At 47.0% G+C, this 24,947-nt stretch carries 23 protein-coding genes; 4 read left to right on the top strand and 19 right to left on the bottom strand.

The annotated features are described in order from the left end of the window. Positions 1–308: 308 nt before the first annotated feature. The 8 genes from ptsP to MHI37_RS11645 all read right to left on the bottom strand — a co-directional run bounded on the left by ptsP (position 309) and on the right by MHI37_RS11645 (position 8,373). Positions 309–2,006 (bottom strand): phosphoenolpyruvate--protein phosphotransferase, encoded by a 1,698-nt coding sequence (ptsP, locus tag MHI37_RS11680; protein WP_076338196.1) that lies wholly within the window; start codon positions 2,004–2,006, stop codon positions 309–311. 10 nt (positions 2,007–2,016) lie between these two features. Further along, complete coding sequence (locus tag MHI37_RS11675) at positions 2,017–2,274, bottom strand: HPr family phosphocarrier protein (RefSeq protein WP_076338195.1); 258 nt, start codon at positions 2,272–2,274, stop codon at positions 2,017–2,019. Positions 2,275–2,302: 28 nt separating this feature from the next. After that, positions 2,303–3,352, bottom strand: a complete 1,050-nt coding sequence (locus MHI37_RS11670) for a PTS sugar transporter subunit IIA (RefSeq protein ID WP_076338194.1) — start codon at positions 3,350–3,352, stop codon at positions 2,303–2,305. Between the two features lie 90 nt (positions 3,353–3,442). Beyond that, positions 3,443–4,573 (bottom strand): AraC family transcriptional regulator, encoded by a 1,131-nt coding sequence (locus tag MHI37_RS11665; protein WP_076338193.1) that lies wholly within the window; start codon positions 4,571–4,573, stop codon positions 3,443–3,445. 3 nt (positions 4,574–4,576) lie between these two features. After that, the gene (locus tag MHI37_RS11660) at positions 4,577–5,365 is read right to left on the bottom strand and encodes an ABC transporter ATP-binding protein (protein ID WP_076338192.1); all 789 of its coding nucleotides are present in this window, start codon (positions 5,363–5,365) and stop codon (positions 4,577–4,579) included. A gap of 16 nt (positions 5,366–5,381) precedes the next feature. Then, positions 5,382–6,326, bottom strand: coding sequence for an ABC transporter substrate-binding protein (locus MHI37_RS11655; protein ID WP_076338191.1), 945 nt, complete (start codon positions 6,324–6,326; stop codon positions 5,382–5,384). 14 nt (positions 6,327–6,340) lie between these two features. After that, a complete protein-coding gene (locus MHI37_RS11650) occupies positions 6,341–7,372 on the bottom strand; it encodes an iron ABC transporter permease (RefSeq protein ID WP_076338190.1) in 1,032 nt (343 codons plus the stop codon). Next, positions 7,369–8,373: an iron ABC transporter permease gene (locus MHI37_RS11645; RefSeq protein WP_256710610.1), complete on the bottom strand. Its 1,005-nt coding sequence runs from the start codon at positions 8,371–8,373 to the stop codon at positions 7,369–7,371. Before MHI37_RS11645 ends, MHI37_RS11650 begins: the two co-directional genes overlap by 4 nt. Positions 8,374–8,899: 526 nt before the next feature. Between MHI37_RS11645 and MHI37_RS11640 the strand changes: the two genes are divergently transcribed. The 4 genes from MHI37_RS11640 to MHI37_RS11625 all read left to right on the top strand — a co-directional run bounded on the left by MHI37_RS11640 (position 8,900) and on the right by MHI37_RS11625 (position 12,957). After that, the gene (locus MHI37_RS11640; RefSeq protein WP_076338189.1) at positions 8,900–9,727 is read left to right on the top strand and encodes an AraC family transcriptional regulator; all 828 of its coding nucleotides are present in this window, start codon (positions 8,900–8,902) and stop codon (positions 9,725–9,727) included. A 523-nt stretch (positions 9,728–10,250) separates the two neighbouring features. Further along, positions 10,251–11,342 carry a fatty acid desaturase family protein gene (locus MHI37_RS11635; RefSeq protein ID WP_076338188.1) on the top strand — a complete coding sequence of 364 codons (1,092 nt, stop codon included), beginning with the start codon at positions 10,251–10,253 and terminating at the stop codon, positions 11,340–11,342. Positions 11,343–11,370: 28 nt separating this feature from the next. Then, positions 11,371–11,691: a MocE family 2Fe-2S type ferredoxin gene (locus tag MHI37_RS11630; protein ID WP_076338187.1), complete on the top strand. Its 321-nt coding sequence runs from the start codon at positions 11,371–11,373 to the stop codon at positions 11,689–11,691. Positions 11,692–11,703: 12 nt separating this feature from the next. Continuing rightward, the gene (locus MHI37_RS11625) at positions 11,704–12,957 is read left to right on the top strand and encodes an FAD-dependent oxidoreductase (RefSeq protein WP_218638943.1); all 1,254 of its coding nucleotides are present in this window, start codon (positions 11,704–11,706) and stop codon (positions 12,955–12,957) included. Between the two features lie 358 nt (positions 12,958–13,315). Here the strand turns inward: MHI37_RS11625 and MHI37_RS11620 are convergent, their stop codons facing one another. The 11 genes from MHI37_RS11620 to MHI37_RS11570 form a co-directional block, all read right to left on the bottom strand. Continuing rightward, on the bottom strand, positions 13,316–14,212 hold the full coding sequence (locus tag MHI37_RS11620; protein ID WP_076338226.1) for a xylose isomerase: 897 nt from the start codon (positions 14,210–14,212) through the stop codon (positions 13,316–13,318). Positions 14,213–14,358: 146 nt separating this feature from the next. Then, positions 14,359–15,189 (bottom strand): sugar phosphate isomerase/epimerase, encoded by an 831-nt coding sequence (locus MHI37_RS11615; protein WP_076338186.1) that lies wholly within the window; start codon positions 15,187–15,189, stop codon positions 14,359–14,361. Next, on the bottom strand, positions 15,186–16,289 hold the full coding sequence (locus MHI37_RS11610) for a Gfo/Idh/MocA family oxidoreductase (RefSeq protein WP_076338185.1): 1,104 nt from the start codon (positions 16,287–16,289) through the stop codon (positions 15,186–15,188). The genes MHI37_RS11615 and MHI37_RS11610 overlap by 4 nt, the downstream gene beginning before the upstream one ends. Before the next feature lie 31 nt (positions 16,290–16,320). Continuing rightward, positions 16,321–17,136, bottom strand: a complete 816-nt coding sequence (locus MHI37_RS11605) for a TIM barrel protein (protein ID WP_076338184.1) — start codon at positions 17,134–17,136, stop codon at positions 16,321–16,323. A gap of 3 nt (positions 17,137–17,139) precedes the next feature. Then, positions 17,140–18,039: a sugar phosphate isomerase/epimerase gene (locus MHI37_RS11600; RefSeq protein WP_083676395.1), complete on the bottom strand. Its 900-nt coding sequence runs from the start codon at positions 18,037–18,039 to the stop codon at positions 17,140–17,142. Between the two features lie 9 nt (positions 18,040–18,048). Beyond that, positions 18,049–18,861, bottom strand: coding sequence for an alpha/beta hydrolase (locus MHI37_RS11595; RefSeq protein WP_076338182.1), 813 nt, complete (start codon positions 18,859–18,861; stop codon positions 18,049–18,051). Positions 18,862–18,879: 18 nt separating this feature from the next. Continuing rightward, positions 18,880–19,725: a sugar phosphate isomerase/epimerase family protein gene (locus tag MHI37_RS11590; protein WP_076338181.1), complete on the bottom strand. Its 846-nt coding sequence runs from the start codon at positions 19,723–19,725 to the stop codon at positions 18,880–18,882. A 7-nt stretch (positions 19,726–19,732) separates the two neighbouring features. Continuing rightward, on the bottom strand, positions 19,733–20,728 hold the full coding sequence (locus MHI37_RS11585; RefSeq protein ID WP_083676394.1) for a zinc-binding dehydrogenase: 996 nt from the start codon (positions 20,726–20,728) through the stop codon (positions 19,733–19,735). Further along, positions 20,725–21,501 (bottom strand): ThuA domain-containing protein, encoded by a 777-nt coding sequence (locus MHI37_RS11580; protein ID WP_076338180.1) that lies wholly within the window; start codon positions 21,499–21,501, stop codon positions 20,725–20,727. Before MHI37_RS11580 ends, MHI37_RS11585 begins: the two co-directional genes overlap by 4 nt. Before the next feature lie 6 nt (positions 21,502–21,507). Beyond that, entirely contained in the window at positions 21,508–23,130 is a 1,623-nt protein-coding gene (locus tag MHI37_RS11575; protein ID WP_076338179.1) for a glycoside hydrolase family 43 protein, read from the bottom strand. An 88-nt stretch (positions 23,131–23,218) separates the two neighbouring features. Further along, positions 23,219–24,880, bottom strand: a complete 1,662-nt coding sequence (locus tag MHI37_RS11570; RefSeq protein ID WP_076338178.1) for an extracellular solute-binding protein — start codon at positions 24,878–24,880, stop codon at positions 23,219–23,221. Between the last annotated feature and the right edge of the window lie 67 nt (positions 24,881–24,947).

Genomic DNA, 24,947 nt, shown 5'->3' with positions numbered 1-24,947 from the left:
TAAAAGCTACAAGAAAGTTACCTTCTTGTAGCTCAAATAAATACAGTTAATCCAACCCCAAATAGAGTTAGCTTAGGTTATATTGTTTGAGTGAAAAGATATAGTAACTTTCTTGCATATAAAAAATAAAACATGCGAAATAAACGCAGTCCGTTTTATTCATTTACATTGTTCGCAAGAAATACTACATTCTACTTTTCAACCCCAATCATTAATTTGAAAACATTGTATCACGTTCATATTTTAATTTCAACTGATGCATCATGGTTCATTGAATCACGTATTCAAAGATACCCCATCTAGCCTCTTTAGACATCTGAAATAAACAGCTTTAGCTGCTCACTTATCTCTTCAGCTGTTGACAATTGCACTACACGCTTCGATAGCACTTCTAAGTCTTTCAATGAATACTCTGCTACGATTTTGCGAATGGAGAGCAATTGGGTAGCGCTCATGCTTAATTCATCAATGCCCATACCAACTAGTAGTAAAGCTGCCGCTTTTTCGCCTGCCATTTCTCCACATACCCCAACTTTTTTTCCATGCGCATGAGCAGTATTAATGACCGACTGGATCATTCTCAATACAGAGGGATGAAAACAATTTTGTAGATATTGTACCTTCTCATTCGTACGATCTGCTGCCATCATATATTGGACTAGATCATTAGTGCCGATACTAAAGAAATCAACCTCGTTACAGCACTCCTCCATGATCCATCCAATAGAAGGCACTTCAATCATCATACCGATTTCCATTTGAGCATCAAAAGGAATGCTCTGCTGAGCTATTTCGGCTTGAACTTCCTGTAGCAACGCTTTTGCCTCTTTAATTTCTCCCAGCGTTGTAATCATAGGAAATAGTATCTTCACCTTTCCATAAGCACTCGCGCGACAAATAGCTCGCAATTGCTCTTTAAACAAGCTTAAAAAAGAGGGCTGCAAGCATAAGCGAATGGCTCGCAGTCCCAAAAATGGATTTTGTTCTTGTCTCTGGTGCAAGTAAGGGATAATCTTATCTCCGCCCACATCCAAGGTTCGAATAATGACTGGAGCCTTCGCCTGCATGATTACTTTTTTAAAAGTCTCATATTGTTCTTCCTCGCTCGGAGCATGAGTACGATTCATAAACAAAAACTCACTGCGAAACAGACCTATCCCATCAGCACCTACGGTCTGTACCATTCTCGTATCGTCTGAACTAGCAATATTCAGTGCTAATGTCACGTTATGTCCGTCAGCTGTAGCGGTCTTCTGTGCAATAAAGACTTCTAGTTTCTTTTTATTTACAGCTTCTTGCTGAAGCTTATCCTGATAATATTGAATTTCAATAGCAGTTGGATCGTTAATCAATAGACCTTGATAGCTATCTAGTATTACGAGTTTCCCATGAGGAATCAAAGCAATGTCTAGTCCCGTAATAGCAGGAATTGCTAAGGATCGAGCAATAATCGCAGTGTGTGTGGTCTGGCCACCTGTCGTGATCATGCCGGCTACATAGTTTAAATCAAAGCCTGCCGTCATGGATGGAGTTAAGTCTTCTGCTACAATGATGACTGGCTCATCAAGCCTGATCTGCTCCTTTTCTTTTCCCATCAGCGCTTCATAAATTTGATTACGAACATCGTATAAATCAGACAAGCGCTCTTTTAATAATCGAAGCTCCATCTCATTGAAGTATTGGACCAATTCCTCCGTAACGTCGAATAGGGCGGTAATCGCACTGACTTGCTTATTCTTAATTCTAAGCTTTACCTCTCCTATCCATTCCGGGTCACGTAGCAGCTGAATATGTGTATGAAAAATGCGTGCCTGCACTTCTGCTGCCAGATTATGCATTTGCTGAAGACTATATTCTACTCGATCAACTGCTTGTTGTAGACGCTGCTGCTCTTTTTCAATCCGATCAGAAACGATTTCTTGGGGTGTCCAATCCATCACAGCAGGCTGAATGACATACGTTTTTGCAATCACATAGCCCTCAAATATACCAATCCCTTGTTTCATCTTAACATTCCTATTCTTCATTGGTCTCTATAATTCTGCCAATCGCATCTAATATAGATTCAGCATGGTCTCCTTCTGTTTCAATAGTAATCGCTTCTCCATATTTCACTCCTAGCTTTAGAATACTCATCATGCTTGCTGGATTAGCTGTTTTACCTTCCTTTATCAGTTTAAGAGAACAAGGAGCTTGCTGTGCAATCTCTACAATTAAGCTAGCTGGACGATAGTGTAGTCCATCCGTATTTTTAACAATAAAAGTTTTTTTCATGATTTTGTGGTTACCCTACTCTGTATTCTTACCATACGCGCGTATCACGTTCTACTTCCTCGAATCGTTGAATGAATTCCTCAATAGATGTAGCATTAGCTACTTTATCAGCATTTCCCTTCATTTCAAACATAGTAGCAGCCTTCATCAATACGTCCAAATGATACGATCGTTCAGCCGCTATCCCAATCATGATGTAGACCTTCTCACCATTTTCGTAATCAATGCCATTTGGAAAGTGCAGAATAACTACACCAGATTTCACTACAGCTTCCTTTGCGATCTTTGATCCGTGTGGTGTGCTTACTCCATTACCGAGATAAGTGCTTTTCACTTTTTCCTTTTCATGCATGCTGGCAATATAGTTTTCTGCTACGTAGCCTAGCTCCACCAGCTTCTCACCTGCTAATTGAATCGCTTCCGTCTTAGGTATGGACTGCAAATTCAAGAAAATATTCTGTTTCGAAATTGGTATGTAAAATAGCTCCTCTTCAATCATTCCACTAGCATCAGAAATAATGGTTAGACGATCTGTAGCAGGAGTACGAGTCTGCGGCTTCGGAGCTGTCTCAGGGTAACCAACATGTAAAATACCAACTACCTTCTCACCAGGCTGCACACCAATGGACTGTCGAAATTCAGGAGAATAAATCACTGCATCAGTTTTCCAAATGACTCCCAGTCCTCTTTCCCAAGCTGCCAACTGGAAATTTTGAATCAATGTACTGACTGCTGCAAAATCCTCTTCCCATACATTCGGACGAGGGTCCTCCGGCATGATCACTACAACATGAGCAGGAATTTCCAACAAATAATCTATCTTAGCCTTTTTCATCGGCTTGCCCATTTTACCTTTCTCTGCATCACGCTTCATAAGCTGGACTAATGTTTTTCTTCCTCCCTCAACAAAAGCAATAAACCGCCAAGGCTCCCTAAGCTTATGATTAGGTGCCCATACTGAAATGTTCAGCAACTCATTAATCAAATCAAGCGATACCGCATCAGGCTTGAAATTTTTTATCGTGCGTCTTTCCTGAATCGCATGTGCAACAGGAAATTGCGTTATAATAGTTGTCATAATCCTTCTCCCATCTATTCCTTAATCATTTCACTTTATCGTTCTTCCTCGTATCGCAACATGGATAATTCTAATCATTTACGGATGATTTTATTGCTGTTCATTCATGTGATATGCTAGCAGCCAATCATAGGTCAACTCTTCCAACTTCAATATATAAAGTATTTGCGTCAAACCCACCTCAACATTATCATCCGCCAGCGCATATACCGGGGCAATATTGAGCAGCTCCTTCTCAGCATACTCGTAGCGCGAGGGGATAAAAATATAGGCTGGCTGCTTCTCATTAATTTCCGTTAGAAGCTCATCCCAATTAGACTCTTGTGGCGTATCACTAGTTAAAAAGCATGGCTTAATGCCAATCGTACGAACAATATTTTTAATCTCGGGTGTTAAGGCGACTATTTTTTTCCGTGTCTTCTCCAAAAAGATAACGGGGGACACACCCAGCTTTTTTTTGAACACACGACTAAAGTAGTACTCATCATCATAACCCACTGCATGTGCAACCTCTGAAACCTTTAAATGCGTGCCAGTAAGTAGCTCTAAAGATTTTCGAATACGCTGTTCGATCAAATACTGTCCAGGGCTTGCACCATACTGATGCTTGAATCGCTTGAAAAATTCAGATACATTCAAACCTACCCGCTGTGCTAATTCTTCAATAACGATTTTATCCTGTACATGCTCCTTCAGCATGTCAGCTACATGCTCCATCTCTAGCTCTTGATCAATCTTTGCTTCCTTCGTTGCATCCGATAATCGTTCCCAGAGTTCATAAAACATTGAGCGATCACGAATATGTCGATATGAAAAACGGCGGTCCAATTTCATGCAAAGTTTTTCAATCAAATACTGCGTGGCTGTCAGTGATGTCGGATACATGATTCCCCAGAACGGCATGCTGTAGCTTTTCAGCTTCCAATCATGCTTTTTACGTTCAACCCTCATAGAGGCAAATTCAATTTTTTTCAGTACAAAGCAGGCGGAGCTCGAATTTTGGAATTTCAACCTTTCTTCGGCTGGATAAAAGAGAAAATCCCCTGCTTGCACCCTATGGTTGCCAAGCACATCATGAACCTGACCTTTCCCTTCCAAAACATAAATCAAGGTATTGATTTGTGTCAACAACTGATGTGAACGATCTTTATCCAGCTTCATCGTATGATAGCTCTCGATATCAAGCCATAGCCTTGGAAGCTCCTGTATAAACTGAGGCAAGCTCTACACCTCCAATACATAGGGTAAGCATATTGGTTTGCCTGTTCTTGGATCTTTAATAATATTAGAATGAATACCGAAGACCTCATACAGATGCTCTCGTTGCATAACTTCGCTTGGAGAACCACTATGCACGATTTTCCCATCTTTAACTGTTACCATATAATCGGAATACAAACTAGCATGATTCAAATCATGTACGACCATAACAATTGTACGTCCTTCCTGCTCATTCAATCTTCTCAAGAGTGAGAGAACTTCATATTGATGGGCTATATCTAAGTACGTAGTAGGCTCATCCAACAGCAGAATCTCCGTTTCCTGCGCTAAAGCCATCGCTATCCAAACTCGTTGCTTTTGCCCACCCGATAATTGATCAACAGAACGTCTTGCGTAAGGAAGCATATTGGTTACATCCAATGCCCACTTTATCTTTTCTTTATCCTTCTTCGTTAATGTCGCAAAGCCACCCTGATGGGGACTACGGCCAAAGCTGACAAGCTCTGCCACTGTTAATCCGTCAGGTGCAATTGGATTTTGCGGTAAAATAGCCAATTGCTTGGCAATTTCCTTTGATTTTTGAGTATGCACAGCGTTACCGTTCACGTAGACCACTCCGCTTTGTGGCTTTAAAATGCGAGCAATCGCTTTTAAAATTGTCGATTTACCACAGCCGTTAGCACCAACCAAAGCAGTAATTTTCTTCATAGGAATAGTCAGGTGCAAATCCTGAACAATCATAACATCCTCATAACTGATATCCAGATGCTTCGTTTCAATGATGCCAGGCATTTATTATTCACACCCCTTATTCAGATTGACTTGCAATTTTTTTTGTTAACTCCAATATTTCAAATTGTGAAGAAAATACATTTTCGATAAACAATTTATCCACCATGTGGACATGATCGTTTTTTACAACATTTAATGAATTCCAAACCGAGTTGTTTGTCCATATATTAATTAAACCGTTTGGATCATTCGGGTCAGATTCACGTACGGATTCGGCAATAATGATATGATCGGGATTAGCAGCACTTATACCTTCAATGGTCAGTTGTCCACCATTCTCTAATCCTTCAACAGGCTTAAAACCTAATTCATCATATAGTAAACTAAAATCTTCAATACTAAGTGCTGTGAAATCCTTACCATTTGCACGAAGCACTAGAACCGTTTCATCGAACTCTGGAGTAAGCGCCCGCTTTGTTTCTTCAATCCTCAGGTCATAATCTGCTATAATTTCTTCCGCCTTTGCTTCCTCACCCAGCAGCTCCGCAATTTGACGAATCCGTGTACGATAATCAGAACCACCCTTCACAACTGCATAAGGTGCAAGATCCTTTAGACTGTCTAATTCACGAACTTTATCCGAAGTAAATATTAATAAATCAGCATCCATATCAAGCAACGATTCAAGATTCATTTTATTTCCCATATTGATAATATCTAAACCCTCTAAATAAGGAGCTAAAATTTCTGAATGGGTAATCTCATCTAGCCCTTCACTGCCTATTGGTGGATGACCCAGCATCACGAGAATATCAAGAATTTGCTCATTAATAGAGACAAGGGTTTTAGGATATGTCTCTAGCGTAATTTCACCATTTTCATGCTGAACAGTACGAGGATAAACTGCGGATATTTCTTTTTCTTCCGTTGAAGGCACCACAGTTGTTTGCTCATTAGCACCACATCCCGCCAAGCTAGCAACTAATACTAATAGAACGAGAGAAATAATATACTTTTTCATCTTTCATAACTCCTCTATTTTGATTTAATTAATAAATATAAAAAGTAAGGTGCGCCCAACATGGAGACGACTACCCCTGCCGGCAATTCTGTGTTCGAAAGAATACTTCTTGCAATAGTATCTCCAGCTAGTACCAACAACGAACCAAGCAAAGCAGCAACTGGAAGCATGTATTGATGCTTCGGACCAACCAGCTTACGAGCAATATGCGGCGCCATTAATCCAACAAACCCAATACCTCCACCTATAGCTACGGAAGAAGCAGCCAAGCCTAATGCAGCTAATAATAAATAAATTTTTTCTTTTTCGAGCGAATATCCTAATGCGATTCCGGTTGAATCATTTAGGCTTAAAATATTTAGGATATGAGATTTATAGTATACGAACGGAATAATGATACAGATCCAAGGTAATAGGGCCAAGACATAATCCCAATTTCCACCGTATAGACTTCCCAAGCTAAATTCAAAAACCATATCAAATTCAGTTGGATTTAGCCTTAAGGTTAAAATTACAGATACGGCCGATAAGGCAGCTGCTACGGCAATGCCCACCAAAAGCATTCTTGTCGGCATCAATCCATGTCCCTTTTTATATGACATCACATAAATTAGAAATGCCGAAAAGCATGAACCGCATAACGCTCCTATCGGAAGGACAAAAGGATTGGCAAACAGCGTACTGGGAGCAGCAATTACCATAATTAAAACAACTAGGCTAGCGCCTGAGTTGATACCTAAAATACCTGGATCAGCGAGTCCATTTTTAGAAATACCCTGCAATACAGCTCCTGAAATAGCAAGGCCGGCACCAATTAATACAGCGATGACCATTCGTGGCAATCGCAGTCTAAATAAAACTGTTTCTTGCTTAAAGGTGCCCTCCCCCATTATCGTTGACCATACTCCTACTGGATTTAATCGCATTGCACCTGAATTTAGGCTAATTAGAAAAATACCTAATAAGAGAAAGGTAAGAATACTAATCACTTTAATGCTATTCTTTTTACGCAGTCGATGGATTTCATTGAAGCTTTGAACGTTCATAACAATTGTCTATTCTCCTTCCGAGCAAGATATAAGAAGAAGGGAACGCCAATTACAGCCATAATAGAACCAAGAGGAGTTTCATACGGCATATTAATTAATTTAGCACCGATATCTGCAAATACGACAAGGACTGCTCCAAGCATAGCTGAGCATGGAATGATCAAGCGATAGTCCACACCTACTAGGAATCGAACAATATGCGGGATGATTAAACCTACAAATCCAACACCGCCAACTGCCGCTACTGCTGCCCCGACTAAAAGAAGTACTGCAATGCCAGATACGGCTTTAATAAGTCTTGTTCGCTGCCCAAGTCCTGTTGCCACTTCTTCACCTAGGCTTAAAATCGTTAGCTTTGGTGACAGCAGTATCGCAATAAAGAGTCCGACTAGTATCCATGGACTTATGATTTTAACCTGAAACCATTCTACTGCTGAAATGCCCCCAGCTGACCAGAAAGCCAGTTCATAAGTCGTGCCGGACAGCAAAGAAATAATTTGAGTAGCACCCTTTATTAAAGCACCCACCACAGCCCCAGCTAGTACTAAACGTAATGGTGTCAAAGCTCCTCTTGCAAAAAAAGCTATGGCATAAATGAGCAATACCCCTAATCCTGCACCCAAAAATGAAAAATAAATCAGATACTCAAAGGGTAATTTCGGAAAAAATGCAATCACAATTGCCACAACAAGGCCAGAACCAGCGTTAATCCCAAGCAGGCCGGTATCTGCTAATGCATTTCTTGTCATACCTTGCATCATGGCACCCGCTACAGCAAAGCTTGCACCAATTAAAGCTCCGGCCAGTGCTCTAGGCAAACGAAGATTTTGTATAATTTGATGCTCTTCAGAAATGGAATCGAAATGAAGGATAGAATCCCATATCATCCATAAGGAAATTCCTGCTGGACCCGTGCCGATTGAAACAGCAATGCCCGCGACAATAGCCAGTATTCCGCCGAATAAAACCAACGTCGCAACAAAGGGTCTGTATATCAACTCCTCCTGCTCCTGTTGCTTTCGACGATGCTGTGATGATAAACATTTCCAAATTGTGGATACCAAGCAACAAAGCCTCCTAAGCATTATTAATAATGAAAATCATTATCACTACTAAAATCACTTTAATTTACCTCCATTAAAAATGCAATCATTTTCAGAAAGTGATTGGAATCCAACCATCTAAACGATACTCTCCAATCGCTGAAATCCTTGATATTACAGTGTTTTTCAGTATGTTCAAAGATATCAAACTACGGAATATTTTATACTGAATCATATTTTTATCGAAAATTTCATATAAAAATCCATCTCTTTCAATACTCGCTCGTCACAGGATAATTCCATATTCATTATCACAAAAAGGATTACATGGCTCGCCCTAAGGCTAATTAACAGTTAAAATATTTAGTTGACGAGCAGTTAATGCCTCTGTTGCGATGACAATGGCCGCTGGTTGCGATTTTGTGCCTATCATTGATATAATGCGGCTAGATTACTATTTTGCTTCCCTGAGGTGAATACCATGTCCATCCTTCCGTTAGACCTCTCTATTCAAGATATCGACAACGCTACAGCGGGGTCCATCGTCTACCCGCCAGGGGGGCGCCTTGGTCCCCGTATTCAGCAGGATGTTCAGCTTGTCATGCTTTATACAGGGGAGATGTGCGTTGAAATCGACGGAAGAATGCTCCGCATCGGGCCTGGACATGTCGTCCTGCTAAAGCCTGGGTGTGAGGAATCCTTCACCTTCTCGCGAACAGAAGAAACCTGGCATCGCTGGATTGCAGTTCATTTGAATGACCTGTCCGAGCAGACAAAGCTTGGACTCGCTCAATTGCCCGAGTACCTGCCGATCACCGAAGAAATGAACCGGCTGCTTGATCTCATGCTGAACGTTCAGCGCTATGCGCAGCCTGAGGATTCAGCAGTCGTCAGTCTTGGACTGGCTGCGCTTTATCTCTACCCTACCGAATCCAGAAGAGTACTCCTGCAAAAAGAGAAGCATCCTGCCATCTATTTGGTTTTATCCCAAATCCACGAGCATTATATGGACGAATTGACTTTGGCTGAGCTGGCCGACCGTGCAGGACTGTCCCCAGAACACTTGGTCAGGCTGTTTAAGCAATATGAGCAGACCACGCCCATTGCCTATCTTTGGAATTACCGCATCGGAAGAGCAGTCGAGCTATTAACCAGCACCGGACTGAACATCACAGAAATCGCACATCGCTGTGGCTTCAAAACCTCTCATCATTTTGCCAGAATGGTAAAACAGGTAACCGGGCGGACAGCCTCCGAAATACGACGACTATCCTGGAGCGGCATCTCAGCTCTTAAACCAAGGATATGAGCACAGCTTGCGCCCTTAATCACTTATCACGATTTACAAACCAAGCAGCAGCCTTCGAGAAAGAACTATCCTCGGGGCTGCTGTTTTTAGATGCTACGCACAATACTTCATCATTAACTAATAGCACTTTATACATGAAGCCCACCACCCTGTTATTAAAATCCCTCTCCTTCGTAATATAAAAAGCGTGGCATGCTCATACTCAAAAGCTAGCGCTAGACTTTATTAGACACAACTATTCGAAATATATCATCACCAAAGTCATAAGCACTGCCTCTAACATTTCACTCACAAACTTCCCTCTTTTCATGAAATTCGGCATTTAAACACTAAAGTAAAACGCTTAACTAGCTACAATATACAGACACATGCGTTTCCAACAACATTCTCCATCTTATATTTTCTTATATTTTAAATTTTTAGAAATATCAACTACAGATAAAAAGAGATCAATTACGCGCATTGTTTAACGCTTCTAGATTGTGTACGATCCATATAAACATTTACGAAGGAGGAAGAGCTTGTGTCGACCACATTAAACCACAAACGGGACTACAGCCTAACCGGACCTGAGAACGATTTGGCGCAGCAAAAAGGTCTGGTAGCAGCGGAATGGTATACCAGCCAAATTCCCCGTTCAAAGCTAAAAGAGCTTATGAAACGAAAAGACGGGCCAGCGATCCGGGATACGATCATCTGGTTTTGTGCGCTTGCCGCTGCTGGATTTCTAGCCTATTTTTCATGGGGAACCTGGTGGGCTCTCCCCGCTTTCGCGCTTTACGGCGTGCTTTACGCTTCACCCGCTGATTCGCGCTGGCACGAATGCGGTCATGGCACCGCATTCAAGACGTCATGGATGAATGAGGCCGTCTACCAAATCGCTTCCTTTATGATTCTAAGACCCGCTACTCCATGGAGATGGAGTCATTCCAGGCATCATACCGATACGATCATCGTCGGCAGGGATCCTGAAATTGTAGCCCCGCGTCCGCCAGTCTGGCATGTCATTCTCATGGAGTTTTTCAAGCTGTATGGCGGTCCAAGGGATTTGAAGCGTATGCTCCTTCATTGCTTCGGCAAGCTGGACGGAGAAGAGAAAGAATATATTCCGGCTTCAGAAATACGCAAAACCTGTACAGAGTCACGTATTTATATACTCATATTCATAGCGGTTATCGCAGCCTGCATCTACAAGGGTACCATCCTTCCGGCGATGTTCATTGTATTGCCTTCTTTCTATGGAAGCTTCCTTGTTCTCATGACCGGCCTCTCCCAGCATCTTGGGCTTTATGAGGATGTGCTTGATCACCGCCTCAACACGCGAACGACCTATATGAACCGAATCCTTCGGTTTCTGTACTGGAATATGAACTACCATATCGAGCATCACATGTTCCCCATGGTACCCTACCATGCTCTGCCGAAGCTGCATGAAGAAATGAAACACGACTGTCCGGTGCCTTCGCCTAGCCTTGGCGCAGCACTCAAGGAAGTATTCTCGGCCCTCATTCGGCAGAGGCGGGACCCATCGTATACGATTCTCAGGCCGCTGCCGGCAACGGCCCGTCCCTATGTCTATGGTCCAAGCACAGAAGAGAAGAGCAATAAAATCTAAACAAATAGATATAAAAGAGGAGCAGCATATGACATACGAAGGCTGGATCACCGCATGTGAGGAAGAAGATATTGAGGAAGAGGATGTCATTCGGTTTGATTATGGCGATCGAACCTTTGCGATTTACCGCTCTGCGAAAAACGAGTATTTTGCCACGGACGGCTACTGTACGCATGAAAAATTTCATTTGGCCGACGGACTGGTCATGGGCAATCATATTGAGTGTCCGAAGCATAACGGGCGGTTTGATTATACGACAGGCGAAGCTAAGCGAGCACCCGTCTGCCAAGCGCTCAAAACCTATCCGCTCAAGCAAGAATCCGGACTCATCTGGATCAGAATCAATTAAGGAGGAAGAATTTTGTCGAATTATGGAATGGTTATCATAGGAGCTGGAGAAACGGGTGCCCGTGCAGCGGTCGAGCTTCGCAGCTTAGGCTGGACCGGAAAAATTACCCTGATCGGCGAAGAAGCTCATGCTCCCTACGAGCGTCCGCCGTTATCCAAGCCTACATTACTGGAAGAACACAACCCTTCACCTGCTTATATTCTCGACAACAAGCAGCTGGAGGAGCACCGTATTGAGCTCATGAAAGGCTGCAAAGCCGTTTCAATTGACAAAAACAACCATAGCGTACAGCTTGAAAATGGGCAAAACATTAATTACGAACGGCTTTTGCTTGCTACGGGCGCCCAGCCGAGAAGGCTTTCCATACCATTATCAGGATCCCAATCCCGATTTGATACGTCAAGCGTCCTCTACCTGCGTTCGTTCGGTGATGCACTCTCGCTTCGCAGGAGGCTGGAGCCTGGGAAACGAGTCGTCATCATCGGCGGTGGTTTTATCGGTCTTGAGGTCGCGGCAAGCGCGCGAGAATGTGGATGCGAAGTAACGGTCATCGAAGCCGGCCCGCGAATTTTGATGCGGGGCGTTCCCGAAGCGATTGCAGCTATCGTAGATGCCCGTCACCGCTCGGCAGGCGTCCAGTTCAAGCTCGGGGTCGGAATCGCCGGTATATCAAGCTCCGGCGGGGAAAGCATTATTACCTTGATTAACGGGGAAACGCTGGCCTGCGACGCTCTGATTGCGGGTATTGGCGCTATTCCCGAAACAGCTCTCGCCGCGGCCAGCGGCCTCGCCATCGAGAATGGCATTAGTGTTGATGAGAAGCTGGCAACGAGCGACCCGAATATTTTCGCTGCAGGAGATTGCTGCTCCTTCCCACACCCGCTTTATGGCGGCATGCGTATTCGGCTTGAAGCGTGGCGCAATGCCCAGGATCAAGGCACGCATGTTGCCGGAAGCATGCTGGGTGCCAAAGAAGCCTATGCGGCAGTGCCATGGTTCTGGTCGGATCAGTACGATCTCACCTTGCAAGTTTCGGGCTTGCAAGGTATAGGAACAACGACCGTGCATCGAACCCTTGGAAGCAGCGGCGATTTATTTTTCCATCTTACGGATGAGCGCACGCTCGCAGCGGCAAGCGGCATCGGTGGTCCCGGTATTGCCAAGGATATTCGGCTTGCGGAAATGCTTATCGCGTCCAAGGCAGTTCTCGATCCAGATGCGCTGGCACGCCCAGATGTCAAGCTAAAGGTGCTGTTAAAGGGTTAAAATCAAATTAGAAATCGCAGACGCGTTAGCTCACAGTTCTAACGGAAACCACAGACGCTAAATCGCCTTTATTTTTCGTTTCAAACTTGTAACGGAAGCACGCGCCTCTATTTGTATCAAATATACACGATATCGCTTCATTTCTGCGGAATAGCGTCTCCCTGTTCCGTTAAAATGTGACGCTAACCCAAAATGCAACTTTAGCGTCTCTGGCTTCCGTTAGCTTCCGTTATCGGCTATCCGACTGCTGCCGCAGCATCGTTATCAACAGGTTCGGAGAATGCATAGTTTCCTATACAAAAAAAACCAGCTGAGCAGGTCTAGCCATCCTGCCCAGCTGGTTTTATTGTATTTACTCTTATTCGGCCTCGCTCAGCACGCGTTGCCACTGCGCCAAAGCAATTCGCTTGAACAGCAGCGCCTGCTGCCAGCGGTCGGAAATTTCCCGTTCCACTCCCCCAGCAACCCTTTGCGTAATGGCGTAATAACCAGGCGGGCCAAGCTCCGTCACGAAAGGCAGCACATCTCCCGGCTGCGCCTGCTGGAGCCAACTCGCCATCCCTTTTCGCCACCAGCGCTCAAAATTGTGCAGCATGGGATGGTCACCTTCCGTGCCGACGTCGATCTGCACTTGTTCTCCATTCGATACGCGGGCGTGAATGCCCGAAGTACGCTCAAGCAGCTTTCCGAAATATTCCTCCGCATGCAGGAGCGAACCGTTCAATTCGCCTGAAACCACGTAATGGGACAAATCAATCATGAAACGAAGCTCCGGCAGCTCGCGGGCATACGCAGCTGTTCGAATGATATCCTGAGTAACTGTACCTCTATGCGTTTCTATGAAGGTCGGCATGCCGGCTTCCTTCGCTTTCGCCAGTAAGCCCGACAGCAGATGGATAGCCTGCTGATCAATAACGAACGAGTCCATCACCTGCAAATTCACATACTGCACGCGGCCGAACCGTTTCGCCTCCTCAAGAATGGCGTTTATATCTTCTACCTTTGATGGGAAAGCCATCGCATTAAAGCCTAGCTTGTAGCGATCAAGCAGCCGATGCCACTCCTTTGCTTCTTCCAACGATGGTATCGATGCGCTGATCGCGGCGTAGCCCGCTTCAGCTATTTTCTCGAATTTTTGTTCCATCGTCCATTCTTTTCCGTTCTCTCCCAGCGAGTTCATCGCCCACCAGGATTGCTGTAATTCCAGTCTCGGAGCATTAGATGATCCATCGTTTACCGCGTTTCTTATTCCCATGTCATTTCCTCTTTTCTTCTTCATGTCCGCAGCAGCTGCCCTTTCTGCTGGTTGAAAAACCAAAGAAAAGCCGGCTCTAACTTAAAGCCCGGCTCCTCCTAGCGTTCAGAGCGATAATCCCTTTACCGCTTGATGTGATTAATAGCTTAAACCAGCATCCAGCCTGGATGCTTCGCCAAGCGCTGCTCTATTATGCTTAAAGCTTTTTTGTTTCGTTCTAAATGGCTGTACGTGTCGCCGCCCATGCCATAGCCTTGGAAACCAAGCGCTCCTTCATAGCCATGCTTTTTCAGCGCTGCTAGAAAGCTGAACATGTCAAGCTCCCCCTGGTCAATGCATTCAATCGAAGCAGGCAATCCCCCTGGAGGCAGCTTCCGGCTTCCGCAGACATTGACAGCATGCAGATAAGGTACGCATGCGGACAGAGCCTCATTCAGCTTCGTTCCATCGATGGCATACCAATGGAAGGAGCTAAAGGTCATGCCAAGCAAAGGATGATTCAGCTTGTTGATCAGCCTAAGCGCATCCTCCCAGCGCTCCATCCAGAAAAAAACATGATGGTACAGCGAGATCTGAATATTTCTCCGCTCTGCAATCCCGAGCAGATCCGTTAACCATTCTAGCGCCAAATGATCGCCTTCTGGATCCGAAGGCGAATATTTATTGTCGCCCATCGTCAAGGCAAGCTCTACTCGGCTGCAGCCCTGCAACGTCTCCAGCATGGTTATCATTTTTGCCGCTTCTGGATGCTCTTTGGACCACGTAAGATCAAGCACCGCATAAACGGCAGCAACCTCCAAGCCGTAGGTAGCTCTCACCTGAGGAAGCCGGTCAAGATCCTTCCATGCCTGCTCGTCCCATAAGGTTAAGTAGACAGCTTCATAACCAAGCTCCTGCAGCATTTCACAGCGCACATCAAACGGGTAATTTCCAAGACTATGATAAAAGAACGTATCCATGGCATAAACATTTTTCATCGGATTTCCCCCTTGACCACCGCTTGCCGCTCTCCGCTTCGGGCACAATCGTAGATCGCAGCCAGAATGCTGAAGTTGAACACCGCCTGCTCGTTCACGATGGCTGGTGAAGCAAGCCCGGAAATCGCTTGCAAGAAATAAACAATCGGTTTATCCATCATGCCCAGAGGCGCGTTCGTTACGGTGCTTCGATTTTCCGCGGGCTCCCCGTTCACATCAAAATGATGGGTAAGCTCGCCGTTCCCGTCCAGACAAAGCCAATCCCATTGGAGCGCTCCTGCCGTACCCTCGATCTCGGTTATGCTCCGCTCTTCACCATGGCAGCATGCCGCTCGCTCGTAATGAACTGGCACAAGGCTGCCGTCCGCCAAATGAAGTCTCAACAGCGCTCCGACATGCTGCTCCACATCGCTCGATATCTCGGCCGCGTGCGGATGATCCGTCACAGGATCTGTCATCCAGGCATGAAGGACCTCGACTTTGACCGGCTGGAGCACTTCCGTCAAGCTGGCTATGTCGTAAGGTCCCCAATCCATCAAGGTGCCGCCTCCGCTAACCGAGCGGTTCAGAAACCAACGGCTTGTCGGCTGATACTCGATTCCCGTCCGTGCTCTCTTCCTTCGCTGAACCCACTGTACTTGGTACAGTTCCCCTAGTGTTCCTTGCTCCAGCATCTCTCTAATCTCATTCGTTATTTGCAAGCCCGCAAACCGCGAGCTGCAGCAGCCCAGCATTTTCCCAGTTTCCTGCGCTGCTTGCAGCATCAGAACAGCTTCCTCCCTGTTCATAGCAAGCGGCTTCTCGCATAACACATGCCTGCCGGATCGGAGGGCACGGCAAGTGATATCCGCATGTGTGAGCGGCGGTGTCGCGACAATAACCACATCATTTTCCTCGGCAGGCTCGCCTAGCATCGAAGTTAACTGATCAAAGGGGACCGCCCAAGGAAATCGTTTAACAAACTCTACTAATGCAGAAGGATTCACGTCCGTTACAAACAGCGATGGCCGCTCAAGCTCTGACTCCGCTAATTGGCCAATGGCCTCGGCATGGTAACCGGCAATTGCTCCGGCGCCAACGATGTAGATGCGCTGTTTCATAATCCACTCTCCTTATCTTGTATTGTTGTCATTATCTTCCTAACGGAGCAAGCGCTTCGCGAATATAAATTCCATTCTGCAGGGTTACTTGATCAGGGTCCGACTCAGCGCCCTTGGACTCCTCCTCCACCATAATCCAGCCGTCATAGCCGGTTCCGTTCAGAAACCGTACGATTCCTTTATGGTCGATAATGCCTTGTCCAAGCGCCGTCCATGACCCGTCAGCATTCATATCCTTAAAGTGAACATGCTTGATCATCGACCGGTACGTCTTAATAATAGCCTCGACGTCCATCCCGCCCTTGGCAATGTGTCCCGTATCCGGCGCATAGCCGCAGTACCGGCCATCTAGACCATTCAGCAGTACGCTGTAATCTTCTTCCACGCGAAAAATCGAGCCGCTTGGTGAATTCGGATGATAAGCGCATGGAATTCCTTGGTCGAAGGCACGCTGCGCAACAGCGTTAATATTGGACAGCGCGTTAGATTGCCTATTCACGAGATCACTGCGATCCTTGCCTGGCAGCTGCACCAAGGTCAATATCGTACCTGGAAAATACTTCAAGTATCGGATAATACGGTCTGCTTCTGCTCTTTCCTCCTCGGTCTCCTCGCCATGACGCCACTCCAAAGCAAGGCAAAGCGCGCTGAGACGCAGCCCTTTCCTATCCAGCTCGTCCAGCAGGGCAAGAGGCGTATCCGTATACCGCCCAAGCATACATACCTCTGGTTCAATACCGGCACCCCCGGCCTCGGTCACCGTAGTAAGAATATGATCCAATTGGTCGCGGTATTTTTCGTACGACATTTGCCATGTGTAGGTTTGAAAACCAAATGGAATCGTCATTTTCTATTCCGCCTCCTTAATGGCTTTGCGAATGAACGGGACCGCTTGTCGGCCCCATTCCTCCACCTCCGCGTTAAAGCAGAAGTCGACGCACCACCACTCCATAACGGACACCACTGGCTTCAGCTCTTTCAGTACCGCTTTGAAATCCACCTCTCCCGCTCCAAAAGCAGCGTGCGTACTTGTTTCTTCATCGTGCAAAGTCCCGTCTGAATCAATGAGATGAAAATGTCCGATATGCCCTTGCAGAAGCTGCGCATACTCCACGATACCACCGGAACAAATTTCTTTCTCGCCTGTTTGCCGCGCTCCGACAACCCCGCTCATATAGGCATGGCTTGTATCGAACAGCACTTGAAAAGCCGGATGGTTAACTGCTTCGACGAGTCGCTTCACCTCTGAGGGCTTATTCAGCCAGAAGCCAGGCTCGAACTCCCAAACGATTCGTATGCCTTTGGCCGCTGCAAGTTCAGCGGAAGCTCGCCATGTTAAGGCGAGATGGGCAAAATTATCCTCGTACTGCTCCAGTGACAGCTCTGAGGGAGGACTGACCGTATCTACGCGAATCGTATCGATGCCAAGGTCCGTGCAAAATGTAATGTAACTTCTCAGCAGCTCCAAATAGTCGGCTTGCTTACATCGGTCTGGAGGTGCCGAGCTGAAATCCGGAGCATAGCCGGAAATGCCAAGGCCATAGGATTGAATCTCTTCCAGCAGCGCTTGACGGCTGGAAGCTGTTGGATAAAGCTCCGGTGTCGGGTGGGGGGCAAAGCCATTGATTTCAATTCCGTCATAGCCAGCTTGCTGCGCATATTGCAAGATACGCGTGAAAGGCCACGGGGATTGCGCAAAGGGCCCAAAGGCAAACGCCCAGGAACCGATCGAAATTTTAGGATTCATCATTATCTCTCCTTATTGTATAGCTTCACGATGACGCATTAAAAAATCCAGCGTGATCCGGTTGAAATCCTCCAGCCGGTCCCAATGATGCGTATGGCCGCTGCCTTCGAATATATGCATTTCAGCGTGCTTAATCTCCTCCGCGATGGCCAGCGACAACGAAAGAGGGGTAAATATATCTTTATCCCCTACTGTAATGAGCGTCGGCACTGTTATCGTCCCGAGTCTCCCCGTCGTTAGATGGGAAATGCAGGCCTCGCACTGCGCAAGAAACGCTTGAATTGGCATGGGAGAAGGCTGAACCAAAGCCGCCTGCTGTGATGCCTCCAATGCAGGCAAATGATGCTCATGAAAGGCAGGCGTATAAATAATGAGCTGAAGCAGTTTCTGGAAATCATCCGCCTCCATTAGCGAATAGGCATTGCCAAGCGTCTCAAATACACGTCTCGTATACGCTCCGCACGCCAGCCAAGAGCAGTTCAGCGTAAGGCTTCGTACTCGCTCAGGTGCCAGAAGCGCCGCTTCCTGCGCAATAGCGCTCCCCATTGAAATGCCGGAGAAATGTGCCTGCGCAATGCCAAGCGCATCGAGCAAACCGATCGTATCGGCTGCCATCATTTTCGTCGTGTAGGGCCCTGCCGGCTTAGCGGATTCTCCCGCACCGCGGTTATCGATCAGAATGCAGCGGAAATGCTTCTCATAAGCACGCACATGCTCTTCCCACACGCTGCCGGCTGCACCGAGGCCCATTAGCAGCACCAGCGGTTCTCCCTGCCCTCGTTCGGTATAATAAAGCTCGATTCCATTCGTTTGTACCACAGACATGGCCTATCTCCTCCCATTTTAAACCAAGCAACTCCGTATATATTGAACGCCTAGACGTGCCGCATCATCTGGATGCTCCGAGTAATCACGCCACAGATGCAGCCTGGATATCAATCCGGGAACCTGCTGTCCGAATGCTTCGATCGTTAGCCAGCCTTCGTAGTCAACTTCCTTCAGCACATCGAATATCTCTTTAGGCACGGCATGGCCGCTGCCCGGAACTCCCCGATTATTTTCCGAAATATGAACATGGACAATATGCTTTGCTGCTCTCCGCCAAGCCTCCGGTACGTTAAGCTCTTCGATATTGCCGTGATGGGTGTCTGCGAGCAGACCGACGTTCGGAAGTCCGATTTCTTCGACGAATCGAACGCCATCCTCCAGCGTATTGACAAGGTACATTTCGAAGCGATTGATTGGCTCGAGGGCAAGCTTAATCCCCAGCTTCGCGGCAAACTCGCCCGCAGCGCGCAGCGTCTCGACCGCATAACCCCATTCCTCCGGCTGCGGGCCTTGCCCACTGAAGCGGCCAAGCCCTTGGAACAAAGGGCCGCATAATACTTCTGCGCCAATTAATTGCGTATTTATAATGGCACGCTTCAATACATCAAGAGCATTCTGCCTCAGCCTGGCGTCACTGCTGGCAGGATCTGCAGAAGCCGCATCAAGCGCTGCGATTCCAGTGCTTCCTAGCCCAAGCTCCTTCAAAATCTTACCGAATGCACTCGCATCCTCAGCGTCCATATTATCTACCGCTAGCTCTACACCGTCGAAGCCCCAATTCTTAATAGACGACAGCAAATTCAGATGCTTGGAGGGGTCTGGCTGATCCGTCCAAAGCAGCAAATTCATTCCTACCTTCATGACCGAATCACTCCCATGGTTTCAATATAATCTTGCCGCTTTGCTGTGACGCAGACACTTCGAACGCTTCTTGAATTCGGCTCATCGGAAACGTATGCGTAATCAACAGGTCAGCGAGCGGCGATTGCTCGATTACTTTCATCAAGTACGGAAACTCATTCAAGTTGTAATGCCATGAGCCAATGAGATGAATGCCTTTGCGAAGCAGATCGTCACTCACCTTGATCGGCGTCTCGGAGAAGCATTCTCCAACGAAAGCTACTTTCCCCTTCCGTTTGACCGAATCAATTTGCAGCCGATGTGCCGATACGACTCCAGAACAATCAAGCCCGTAGTCCGGACCTTTGCCGCCGGTCAAAGCCTTAATTTGACTAACAGCATCTTTATCGCGGGGATCAATAATATGATCTACCCCCATTTGCTTGGCAAGCTCTACCCGATATGGATTCATTTCGACCGCGATAACTGCTGCGCCCCGGAACTTCGCATTGACGATTGCGCCAAGGCCGACGGGTCCAAGCCCTGTAATGAGCACAGTCGAGAAAGCATTAACACCCATCGTGGAGAAAGCACCGTGTGACGGCCCAAGACCGCAGCAGGCTAGCGATGCTTTCTCGTAGGAAACACCGTCCGGAATTTTGGCAAGCAGCCAAGATGGCTTCGACAAATACTGCGTCATGGTTGGCTCGTAATGATTCTGATTGTGCTCGCAATAGATGAAGTCGCCTGCAATGCACATTTCGCATTCCCCGCAAGGATATTGCGGCATGACAACTACGCGGTCACCGACCTTTACCTTGCTGCCCGGCGCTGCTTCAACTACCTCGCCGGCCGCTTCATGGCCAAGGCATTCCGAATGGTCACCCTGGACAAAACTTTTATACTCCGCACACATCGGCGCGGCATGTACTTTGACAAGCGCCCAGCCTGCTTTCAATTCAGGCTTTTCCCGTTCTATTAATTCGGCTTTCTTCTCGCCTGTAATCGCTGCAAGTTTCATCATTCTGTTCCTCCTTCTATTAAATGCTCCGATCCAACTGCCCAATGTACGCCATTAAGCAATAAGCGCCTGAAAGCTGCCAGCTCAAAATCATCCGGATGTCCCATTGTCGTTGTAAATACTCGCCCACCGCCAGCATGTGTCCGCGTCCAGGCTACCGGATGCACACGCGGGGTCTCGCTTGTATATGACCAGCCGTTATCCTCCGGATTAACAGTCGCCCCGTTGAGCAGCGGAATCGTACCTTCCGGCGGATACGGAAGCACCTGATAAAGCCAGGAACGGCATTCAAAATGTGTAGGAATGCCCCTCAGAATTGGATGCTCCGCTGCCGCCCATGCAGTCGAAACGCTTGTCGTTGAAGAATGGCCGAAATGGCGAATCCACGGCGCACCTAGTACGTCGATACCGAAGCCGTCATTCCAGCATTCGAGTGGATGTCCCTCCGGGTACTGGAATGCATGCGTGCTCGTCCGTAAACCGATGACCGGTTTACCCGCTTCCAAATAATCGCGAATATAACGGAATTGCTCTTCCGGCAATTGACGGAACCGAATGTAAAACACGGCCAAATCTGCTTCTTGAAGCGCTTCAAGTCCAGATATGCTTGTAGGATCAGCAGGGCCCATAGAAGACGTAAGCACGGTTACCGTTGCCCCGTGCTTCCTTGCAGCTTCCTCTGCAATCAAGGGTATTGTTCTTTCCGATTCATATTCATCCTCGCCGCATAGAAATACGATATGCTTTCCTTTTAACGACTCATTAGAAAATTCCATCTCGCATCACTCCTTCTCCACATAACGAAAGTAATTGAAATCGGCAGCCTTGCGGCCTCCGGATAAATCATGAGCGCATAACCCGATGAAGGCGCCTGTGAAGCCCCAGTCGGTAAAATAACCGTCGACCAAATGAGTCGCGTATTCATCCGATATTTTACTGGCATCCAGCGTGGGGCCTATTGTTTTCCAGTCGCTTCCATCCAAAGAATAATAGAATTGAAGCTCAGTATCATGAAGCGTCAACCGCAAGTAAACGCGCGCTCCGGCCGGAATAGGGATATGCGTATCTGTATGTTCGTTATAAACGCCATGATCGTTTGAGAGAATTGCAAGATTGGTGCCTACCGACTCGTCATATCCAATTCGCAGATAATAATAGTTTTGAGAATTATAATAATAGATTAGCCCAGCCATCTGCTGATAGCTGTTCGGCTCAAACTCAGCCGCAGTCTCTGCTTCACATCGGAAGGCTTGCTGGCGCCGAGCAGCCAAGCTGTGCCGGAAACGGGAATTAGGAGACTCCATGCCCCTCAGCCGCAGATAGCCCGGCCGCTCTGTTATGGACAGCCAGTCTTCGCGTATGGGCTGGCGAAGCGATTGCCACTGGATATCCAGCACGCCAGCTTCGAAATTGTCTATTTCCTTAGATGCTGGGAAGGGATGCCACGGCAGCGCAGGCGCTTGTACGTCATCGAGCGGAGCATTCCCCCCTCCTGAGAGGCGCAGCCAGCCTTCCTCCGACCATTCGCAGCGCTGTATCGAAGTTTCTCTGCCTAAGTTGCAGCGTTTATCCTCCGTTGCAAGCGGCCGTCCACATAAATGAACGATGTACCACTCGTCGCTTGTCGTATGCACCAGGCTGGCATGTCCAGCCTTTTGCAGCTTCAATTCCGGTTTATGGTTAGCAGTAAGCATCGGACCCAAAGGGTCCGTTTCATAAGGGCCGAAGAGCGTGCTTGAACGAGCCAGCGTCACAGCATGCTCATAGCTGGTCCCGCCTTCGGCAACCATCAGATAATAATAGCCGTCCTTCTTATATAAATGAGGTCCTTCCGTCAGCCCCAGCTCAGAGCCTTTGTAGATCAGATAGGAAGGCCCGATCAGCTGCTGCTTTTCCTCTGAATATTCCTGCAAATAAATGCCATTGAAAGGATCTCGATCCTTCCGGTAATCCCACTGCATATTGACAAGCCATTTCTTGCCGCCATCGTCATGAAACAGCGAAGGATCAAAGCCGCTGCTGTTCAAATAAACCGGATCGGACCAAGGGCCCATAATATCGGGAGCAGTAACTACATAATTATGTGTATCCTTATAAGCACCCGCATGGCTTTTCACATCAGTGTAGACCAGATAAAACAAGCCTTCATGAAAAGTAAGGCACGGTGCCCAAACACCGCCGGAATCCGGATTGCCCAGCATGTTCAGCTGGCTTAAGCGATCCAGTGGGCGCGTAATGAGCTGCCAATGGATCAAATCGCGGGAATGGTGGATTTGAACGCCCGGAAACCATTGAAAGGTCGAGGTCGCAACGTAATAGTCATCGCCGACTCTCAGGATAGACGGGTCCGGGTTAAAACCGCGTAAAATAGGATTTTGGATGCGCGGAAGCTCATGGCTCTTCATTTGTCTCACTTCCTTCTTGATCGAATAAACGGCCTGAAGCACTACGCCGCAGGCCGCTAATTTCAAACTAAACGCGCGATTATTTCATTTATTTCATTTTGCTCAGATCCGCGTCGTAAGCACTTTGCAGGATTTGCAAGTAATCAGTCAGCTTCAGGCCACCGAAGCCTTGTACATAGCTGTCCCAATCCTTCTGGATATCCTTATGCCCCGTAATGAACTGCAGCATATTCGAACGGACGTAATCCTCAATCGTCGCTTTGAATTGTGCGGCTTTTTCACCATCCTCGGCACTGATGAAAATATCAATCGGGAACATTTCATCCTCTTTCGGCTCGAAGCCCTCATACTTATTCGTCTCCATGACCAAGCGAAGCTCGTAGCCCTCTGGCGACAGGATATCCTGAGATACAGCCTCCGACTCGAAACGGTCTCGCGGACGGAAATCAGGACCTGCCTGATCCCAGCCATCCGTGTGGATCGTCTCGCTTCGGTAGGATGGATCCACCTGATAGCTGGCAGGCTGCCCGTTCACGTTAAGCTGATCAGAAGTTGCCTTGCTCCAGGAATGACCCTCCACCGAGAATACTTGTCCTCTTGTTCCTTCTTCAGTCCACAAATAGTCAAGCATCTTGATCGCTGCGATCTGCTGCTCTTCATTCGCTTTATCCGTAATGGCAAACCGGCCCTGGTTACCCACTGATTTGTAATAGCCAGACAACTGCACGCCATTAGGTCCTTTAAGCGGCGGAACAGCCACATAATCCTGATTGCGCTCGTCGGTCGCAGCTACAGCCATCTGCACATGGCCGATTGCGAATGAACCTAAAATCGTTTCACCGACGTTGTTGCCAAGCTGCTGCAGTCCTTCCTGGTTTTGCGTAAAGGTTTGTGGATCAATCAAACCTTCTTTATACAAGGATGCCAGATAGCCAAGTCCGTCTTTCCATTCCGGCTGGCTGGCAGAGAGCTGTACCTGTCCATCCTTGACGCGAATATACGAGAAGGACTGACCGTCGCCGTTATTGTATATGAACGGATTCATCAGGAAACCCGTAATGTCGCCATGCCATGTGTACAGTGCTCCACTAAGCGGAACTTCATCTGCAATGCCGTTTCCATTCGGGTCTTTGGTTTTGAATGCACGCAGAACCTCAGCATATTCCTCCGTAGTCGTCGGCATGTCCAGCCCGAGATTGTCCAGCCATTTTTGGTTGATCCACAGCTTTTGCGCATACCAGCAGTGGTAGCATTCATTAACCTGCGGCATGCCGTATATGTTCCCATCCGAGGAGGTAACCGCCGTTCTCAAATCCGGACGTTCTTCAAAAATCCCCTTAATATTCGGTGCGTATTGATCGATCAGATCGTTAAGCGGCAGGAAGACACCCTGCTTGCCGAACTTCATTTGCTCGGCAGGCGTAAAGTTTCCGCTAAGGAAAATCTCCGGATAATCGCCGCTTGCCATAAGCACATTACGTTTATCGTTGTTATCGTTAGGCGTTCCGACCGTAAACGACAGCTGCACATTTGTTTTCTCTTCCACCAGTTTCGTAAACGGATTATTCAGGTTTGCAAGGTTAGGCGATTGATTGATGAATGCAGATAATTTGACCGGCGTTTGCGATTCTCCGCCTTCACCGGCTCCATTCTTTCCTTGACCCGCAGAATTATCATTTTTTGAGCAAGCACTCATGAGAAGTGCAGCTGTCAACAAAACACCAGCCATTATTCTCCATGTTTTTTTCATTCTAAACACCCCTTTAGATTTGTTATGGATATTGCCTTCGGCTTCTTTCTGCCTATTATCTGTTTAT

This window comes from Paenibacillus sp. FSL H8-0548, assembly GCF_038630985.1.
In the GTDB taxonomy this organism is placed as follows: Bacteria; Bacillota; Bacilli; order Paenibacillales; family Paenibacillaceae; genus Pristimantibacillus.
Note: the sequence above shows the minus strand (reverse complement) of the source record. Positions and strands in the feature narration are given on the sequence as shown.